Annotated in this window: 8 protein-coding genes; 7 read left to right on the forward strand and 1 reads right to left on the reverse strand. The window is 70.6% G+C overall.

Features of this window, described 5'->3' with window-relative positions:
• Nucleotides 1-114: 114 nt before the first annotated feature.
• A complete protein-coding gene (locus ACFYTE_RS29410) occupies nt 115-1,461 on the reverse strand; it encodes a nicotinate phosphoribosyltransferase (protein ID WP_388716744.1) in 1,347 nt (448 codons plus the stop codon).
• An 8-nt stretch (nt 1,462-1,469) separates the two neighbouring features.
• Between ACFYTE_RS29410 and clpS the strand changes: the two genes are divergently transcribed.
• The 7 genes from clpS (at nt 1,470) to ACFYTE_RS29445 (ending at nt 6,312) form a co-directional block, all read left to right on the forward strand.
• Nucleotides 1,470-1,835, forward strand: a complete 366-nt coding sequence (gene clpS, locus ACFYTE_RS29415; protein ID WP_388716747.1) for an ATP-dependent Clp protease adapter ClpS — start codon at nt 1,470-1,472, stop codon at nt 1,833-1,835.
• Between the two features lie 11 nt (nt 1,836-1,846).
• Nucleotides 1,847-2,452, forward strand: a complete 606-nt coding sequence (locus ACFYTE_RS29420; RefSeq protein ID WP_388716750.1) for a DUF2017 domain-containing protein — start codon at nt 1,847-1,849, stop codon at nt 2,450-2,452.
• A 318-nt stretch (nt 2,453-2,770) separates the two neighbouring features.
• A complete protein-coding gene (locus ACFYTE_RS29425; RefSeq protein WP_388716753.1) occupies nt 2,771-4,189 on the forward strand; it encodes an amino acid permease in 1,419 nt (472 codons plus the stop codon).
• A gap of 160 nt (nt 4,190-4,349) precedes the next feature.
• Nucleotides 4,350-4,772, forward strand: a complete 423-nt coding sequence (locus tag ACFYTE_RS29430; RefSeq protein WP_388716756.1) for a Mov34/MPN/PAD-1 family protein — start codon at nt 4,350-4,352, stop codon at nt 4,770-4,772.
• Nucleotides 4,773-4,862: 90 nt separating this feature from the next.
• Nucleotides 4,863-4,958: a putative leader peptide gene (locus ACFYTE_RS29435; RefSeq protein ID WP_310887643.1), complete on the forward strand. Its 96-nt coding sequence runs from the start codon at nt 4,863-4,865 to the stop codon at nt 4,956-4,958.
• Between the two features lie 107 nt (nt 4,959-5,065).
• Complete coding sequence (locus ACFYTE_RS29440; RefSeq protein ID WP_351736362.1) at nt 5,066-5,344, forward strand: MoaD/ThiS family protein; 279 nt, start codon at nt 5,066-5,068, stop codon at nt 5,342-5,344.
• A gap of 17 nt (nt 5,345-5,361) precedes the next feature.
• The gene (locus tag ACFYTE_RS29445) at nt 5,362-6,312 is read left to right on the forward strand and encodes a PLP-dependent cysteine synthase family protein (RefSeq protein ID WP_388716760.1); all 951 of its coding nucleotides are present in this window, start codon (nt 5,362-5,364) and stop codon (nt 6,310-6,312) included.
• The last annotated feature ends 137 nt before the right edge of the window (nt 6,313-6,449 follow it).

Raw genomic sequence — 6,449 nt, forward strand, 5'->3', positions numbered from 1 at the left:
TCCTTCGACTGGCGGTCCCCGGCTCCCAGAGCCTGGGGAGGGAAGATACGAGCCTAGAGACTTCGGCGGCGGTCCGGGAGGGGGGCGTCGGGGGATGGCGTTAGCGGTCCCGCTCTAGCTACCCGACCGTCCCGGGACATACTCCGTCGGAATGACGGGTTCCCCTCGCGAGAGCTGGGTAGCGGACAGCGGCAGATTGGCGCGGGCGGCGGCGTGCCGGTCGCGGACGACGTCCAGCGGCTCGCGGGCCACCACCTCGCCGCCCTTGACCAGCTCGACCAGGAGCTGCCGGTCCACCAGGTCCGCGGGCACCGGCCCGGTGCCGATGACCTCGGTCTCCGCCACCCCGTCCGCGTCCAGCCGCCGCGCGGCCCACTTGCGCCCGCCGATGGAGGTCTTGCCGCCGGTGGACCGCTTGGCCACCGGCATCAGCGGCGCCTGCGGGTCGCCCGACTCGGCGCGTGCCACCAGCTTGTAGACCATCGAGCAGGTCGGATGCCCGGAACCGGTCACCAGCTGGGTGCCGACGCCGTACGCGTCGACGGGCGCGGCGGCGAGCGAGGCGATGGCGTACTCGTCCAGGTCCGAGGTCACGACGATCTTCGTGTCGACGGCGCCCAGCTCGTCCAGCTGCTGCCGCACCCGGTGCGCGACCAGCAGCAGGTCCCCGGAGTCGATGCGCACCGCGCCCAGCTCGGGACCGGCGACCTCGACGGCGGTCCGGACGGCCTCGGCGACGTCGTAGGTGTCCACCAGCAGCGTGGTGCCCCGCCCGAGCGAGTCCACCTGGGCCCGGAAGGCGTCCCGCTCGCAGTCGTGCAGCAGGGTGAAGGCGTGGGCGGAGGTGCCCACCGTCGGGATGCCGTAGCGGAAGCCGGCGGCCAGGTCCGAGGTGGTGGCGAAGCCGCCGATGTAGGCGGCGCGCGCGGCGGCCACGGCGGACAGCTCGTGGGTGCGCCGGGCGCCCATCTCGATCAGCGGCCGCCGCCCGGCGGCCGAGGCCATCCGGGAGGCCGCGGCGGCGATGGCCGAGTCGTGGTTGAGGATGGACAGGATCACCGTCTCCAGGAGCACGCACTCGGCGAACGTCCCCTCCACCCGCATCAGCGGCGAGCCCGGGAAGTACACCTCGCCCTCGGGGTAGCCCCAGATGTCACCGCCGAAGCGGTAGCCGGACAGCCACTGAAGGGTCTCCTCGTCGACGATCTGCCGCTCCCGCAGGAAGCCGAGCACGCCCGCGTCGAAGCGGAAGTTCTCGACCGCGTCCAGCACGCGTCCGGTGCCCGCCACGACGCCGTAGCGGCGCCCGTGCGGCAGCCGCCGGGTGAAGACCTCGAACACGCTGCGCCGCCCGGCGGTACCCGCCCTGAGGGCCGCCTGGAGCATCGTCAGCTCGTACTGGTCCGTGAAGAGCGCCGTCGACGGAACGTCCACCGGCAGCCCAAGGTCTGCTGTGTCCATGGATCCGCATGCTACCCCCATTTCGTCAGTGTGACGATTTTCGCCGGGCGTGGCAGCATGGGCATGTGACGTCACCCGCGCCCGTAGAGATCGAACGCACCGAGTCGGCGGAGGAGGTCTTCGCCGTACCCGAGCCCGACGTCCCCTGGGTCACCATCGTGCACAACGACCCGGTCAACCTCATGAGCTATGTGACGTACGTCTTCCAGACGTACTTCGGCTATCCCAAGGACAAGGCCACCAAGCTCATGCTCGACGTTCACCACAAGGGCCGTGCGGTGGTCTCCAGCGGCAGCCGCGAGGAGATGGAGCGCGACGTGCAGGCGATGCACGGCTACGGTCTGTGGGCCACCCTCCAGCAGGACCGGAAGTAACGACCTCACTGATGCCAGGACACTTCGAACCGCTCCCCGGCGGCGGCGCCGCCGTCGCGCTCGACGACGTCGAGATCTCCATCATCCGGTCGCTGGCGGTCCAGCTGCTGGAACTGATCGGCCCCGGCCCCGCCCCGGACGCCCCCGCCGACCCGCTCGCCGAGCTGTTCGCCGAGGGCCCCAGCGAGCCGCCCGCCGACCCGGTGCTGCGCCGCCTCTTCCCGGACGCCTACAGCGACCCAGGGCGGGCGCCGGACACGGCCGAGGAGGCCGAGGAGCGGCAGGCGCACTCCGCCGAGTTCCGCCGCTACACCGAGAACGACCTGCGGGCCGGCAAGCGGGAGAACGCCCTCGCGGTGATCCGCGCCCTGGACGCGCTGGCCGCGGCGGGGGAGGGCGGCGCGGTCCTCAAGCTGTCGCCCGCGGAGTCCCGGCAGTGGCTGGGCGCGCTCAACGACCTGCGGCTTGCGATCGGCTCCCGGCTGGAGATCACCGACGAGGACGACACCGATCTGCTCTACCGGCTGCCGGACGAGGACCCGCGCAAGCCGATGGTGATGGCGTACCTGTGGCTGGGCGGGCTCCAGGAAACCCTTGTGTCCACGCTCCTGTCCTGATTCATCCCTTGTCGTGTCCGCTCAGAGGACGCTCAAATCCGGATAACGATCGCGTCACCCATGCGTCCCCTTTTGCGCTGATTGCGTGTCGCTCGTCCCCTTTTTGCTGTGGGATGCGTCACAGTCCACCGGTGTGATCAGCAGGGCGGTCGTGGTACATCTTCACGACCGCCCGGCGAACACCACCCATGTTCGGCCGGGTGCGCCGGCGAGCCGGTCACCACCGGCCAGGCACCACTCCATCCATCCGGGGGGACAGAGACCCGGTCCGTGGCCCGACGAAGGGCCTGGATCGGCATGGAGAAAGGCGCACCGCACATGACCTCAGCGCAGGTCACCGAGGCACCCGAAGAGGGCTACGAGCGCGGACTCGGCAGCCGTCAGGTCCAGATGATCGCGATCGGCGGCGCCATCGGCGTCGGTCTGTTCCTGGGCGCCGGGGCGAACATCGCCAAGGCCGGACCCAGCCTCATCCTGATGTACGCCCTGGCCGGCGGCGTCATCTTCTTCATCATGCGCGCGCTCGGCGAGCTGCTGCTCTACCGGCCCGTCTCGGGCTCCTTCGCCGAGTACTCACGGGAATTCCTCGGCCCGTTCTTCGGCTACTTCACCGGCTGGACGTACTGGCTGATGTGGGTGGTGACCGGCATGGCCGAGCTGACGGCCGCCGCGATCTACATCCACTACTGGTTCCCGTCCGTCCCGCAGTGGGCGACGGCCCTGGTCTTCCTGGTGGTCCTGTTCGTGGCCAACCTGATCTCGGTGAAGCTGTTCGGCGAGATCGAGTTCTGGTTCTCGATGGTCAAGGTCACCGCGCTCATCGGCATGATCGTGATCGGCCTGGGCGTGCTCACCTTCGGCTTCAGCGCGGCCGGTGACACCGCCACGGTCTCCAACCTGTGGCAGTTCGACGGCTTCTTCCCCAAGGGCGTCGGCTCGTCCCTGATGACCCTCCAGGGCGTGATGTTCGCCTACCTCGCCGTGGAACTCGTCGGCGTCACCGCCGGCGAGTCGGCGAACCCCGAGAAGACCCTCCCGAAGGCCATCAACACCCTGCCCTGGCGGATCGCGCTCTTCTACGTGGGCGCCCTCACCGTCATCCTGTGCGTGGTGAAGTGGACCGAGTTCGCCGAGGGCGTCAGCCCCTTCGTGAAGGCGTTCGCGGTCATCGGCATCCCGGCCGGCGCCGGCATCGTCAACTTCGTGGTGCTCACCGCGGCCCTGTCGTCCTGCAACTCCGGCATGTACTCCACCGGCCGCATGCTGCGCACCCTCGCCGACAACGGCGAGGCCCCGAAGGCGTTCAGCCGGCTCTCGGCGACCAGGACCCCCGCGCTCGGCATCACGGTCTCCGTCGCCTTCATGGGCATCGGCGTGGTCCTCAACTACATCGTCCCGGAGAAGGCGTTCGGCTACGTCACCTCGGTCGCCACCGCCGCCGGCATCTGGACCTGGCTGATGATCCTGATCAGCCACGTCCGCTACCGCCGCGAGGTCGTCTCGGGCCGGCTGCCCGCGTCCTCGTTCCCGGCGCCGGGCGGCTCGGTGTGCAGCTGGATCGCCATCGCCTTCCTGGTCTTCGTCACCGGCCTGATCGCCTACGACGCCGACTCCCGGGTCTGCCTGTATGTGATGGCGGGCTGGGCGACCGCGCTCGGCATCGGCTGGCTGGTGCTCAGGAACCGCACACCGGGAATCACCGAGCCCCGCGAACCGGCGCTGGAGAAGGTGCTCTGACCGTCGGGGACCTCCTCACCGAGGCCCCGCCGCCGAGGACGCCCGGCCGCAGCGCGCCCCACAGGGCGCCCGCGGCGGCCGCCGCTCAGGGCGTCCGTCATATGGGCCGCTCCGTACCAGCCCTCGGTACGGAGCGGCCCCTCTGCTTATCCTTGCCCGCATGCTGACCATCACCCAGGACCTGTACGACCGGATCGTCGCCCACGCCCGCGAGGACCACCCGGACGAGGCGTGCGGCGTGGTCGCGGGCCCCGCGGGCACCGACCGGCCCGAGCGCTTCGTCCCGATGCTCAACGCCGCCCGCTCGCCCACGTTCTACGAGTTCGACTCGCAGGACCTCCTGAAGCTCTACCGCGACCTGGACGACCGCGACGAGGAGCCGGTGATCATCTATCATTCCCACACCGCGACCGAGGCCTACCCCTCCCGCACCGACATCGGCTACGCCAACGAGCCCGGCGCCCACTACGTACTGGTCTCCACGGCGGACACCGACGGCCTCGGCGAGTTCCAGTTCCGCTCCTTCCGGATCCTCGACGGCCAGGTCACCGAGGAGGACGTCAAGGTCGTCGACGCGTACTGACCGAGCCCCCTGACCACAGTTCGGTCAGAGTTCATCCACGATGCGAGATCGCCTTCCAGGAAGCGGACCGGGAATCGATACGATGACCCCATGGTTCTCCACGACGTGAGCGAGAAGGCGCCGGGCGTGTTGCTCGTGGCGCGGCTGCACGTCGATCTGTGCAGGCTGAACAGCGCCATCTGTTGACGTTTCCCTGCCGCCGTGCGGCCCTGAGCCGCGGCGCTCCCCGGTGCGAAAGCCCGGGTACCCCTCTGTGCGCCCCGATCCGACACTTCCGACAGGAGTCCGCAACCATGGCCATCGAGGTCCGCATCCCCACCATCCTCCGCCAGTACACCGACGGTCAGAAGGCGGTGGAGGGCAGCGGCGACACCCTCGCCGCGCTGTTCGCCGACCTCGACACCCGGCACGCGGGCATCCAGGCCCGCATCGTGGAAGACGGCAAGCTGCGCCGCTTCGTCAACGTCTACCTGAACGACGAGGACGTCCGGTTCGTCGACGGCATCGACACCAAGCTGTCCGACGGCGACACCGTGACGATCCTGCCGGCCGTGGCCGGCGGTATGGCCTGAACGGCCGCTGGTCCCCGATGCGCTACGACTCCCCGCTCGCCGCGGTGGGCGGCACACCCCTCGTCCGCCTGCCGCGCCTGTCGCCCTCCGCCGACGTGCGGATCTGGGCCAAGCTGGAGGACCGCAACCCGACCGGCTCCGTCAAGGACCGGCCGGCCCTGCACATGATCGAGCAGGCGGAGAAGGACGGCCGGCTCACCCCCGGCTGCACCATCCTGGAACCCACCTCCGGCAACACCGGCATCTCCCTGGCCATGGCGGCCAAGCTCAAGGGCTACCGCATGGTGTGCGTGATGCCCGAGAACACCTCGCAGGAGCGCCGGGACCTGCTCGGCATGTGGGGCGCCGAGATCATCCCCTCGCCGGCCGCGGGCGGCTCCAACACCGCCGTACGCGTCGCCAAGGAACTGGCCGCCGAGCACCCGGACTGGGTGATGCTCTACCAGTACGGCAACCCGGACAACGCCGGCGCCCACTACGCCACCACCGGCCCGGAGATCCTGGCCGACCTCCCCTCGATCACCCACTTCGTCGCCGGCCTCGGCACCACCGGCACCCTCATGGGCGTCGGCCGCTTCCTGCGCGAGCACAAGCCGGACGTGAAGATCGTCGCCGCCGAACCGCGCTACGACGACCTGGTGTACGGCCTGCGCAACCTCGACGAGGGCTTCGTACCGGAGCTGTACGACCCCTCCGTGCTCACCACCCGCTTCTCGGTCGGCTCCGCCGACGCGGTCACCCGCACCCGTGAACTCCTCCAGCAGGAGGGCATCTTCGCGGGCGTCTCCACGGGCGCCGCGCTGCACGCCGCGCTCGGCGTCGGCCGCAAGGCGGTGCAGGCCGGCGAGAGCGCCGACATCGTCTTCATCGTGGCCGACGGCGGCTGGAAGTACCTTTCCACGGGCGTCTACACGGCGGCCACGACGGAAGAGGCCATCAAGACGCTCCACGGACAGCTCTGGGCGTAGCGCCGCCGGACCGGCGGCGCCGCGAGCGCCGTGGGGGGGGCGGCCGGGGGGGGGGGGGGGCCCCCCCCGCCCCCGGCCCGGCCCCCCCCCCCCGGGGGGGGGCCGCCCCCCCGCCGCCCCGCGCCCCCCCCCCCCGG

This window comes from Streptomyces sp. NPDC004629 (assembly GCF_042873595.1).
In the GTDB taxonomy this organism is placed as follows: domain Bacteria; phylum Actinomycetota; class Actinomycetes; order Streptomycetales; family Streptomycetaceae; genus Streptomyces.

Excerpts from the sequence above, each read along its gene's own strand:
- ACFYTE_RS29410 (WP_388716744.1), bottom strand. The coding sequence starts at position 1,461 with ATGGACACAGCAGACCTTGGGCTGCCGGTGGACGTTCCGTCGACGGCG.
- clpS (WP_388716747.1), top strand. The coding sequence starts at position 1,470 with ATGCTACCCCCATTTCGTCAGTGTGACGATTTTCGCCGGGCGTGGCAG.
- ACFYTE_RS29420 (WP_388716750.1), top strand. The coding sequence starts at position 1,847 with ATGCCAGGACACTTCGAACCGCTCCCCGGCGGCGGCGCCGCCGTCGCG.
- ACFYTE_RS29425 (WP_388716753.1), top strand. The coding sequence starts at position 2,771 with ATGACCTCAGCGCAGGTCACCGAGGCACCCGAAGAGGGCTACGAGCGC.
- ACFYTE_RS29430 (WP_388716756.1), top strand. The coding sequence starts at position 4,350 with ATGCTGACCATCACCCAGGACCTGTACGACCGGATCGTCGCCCACGCC.
- ACFYTE_RS29435 (WP_310887643.1), top strand. The coding sequence starts at position 4,863 with ATGGTTCTCCACGACGTGAGCGAGAAGGCGCCGGGCGTGTTGCTCGTG.
- ACFYTE_RS29440 (WP_351736362.1), top strand. The coding sequence starts at position 5,066 with ATGGCCATCGAGGTCCGCATCCCCACCATCCTCCGCCAGTACACCGAC.
- ACFYTE_RS29445 (WP_388716760.1), top strand. The coding sequence starts at position 5,362 with ATGCGCTACGACTCCCCGCTCGCCGCGGTGGGCGGCACACCCCTCGTC.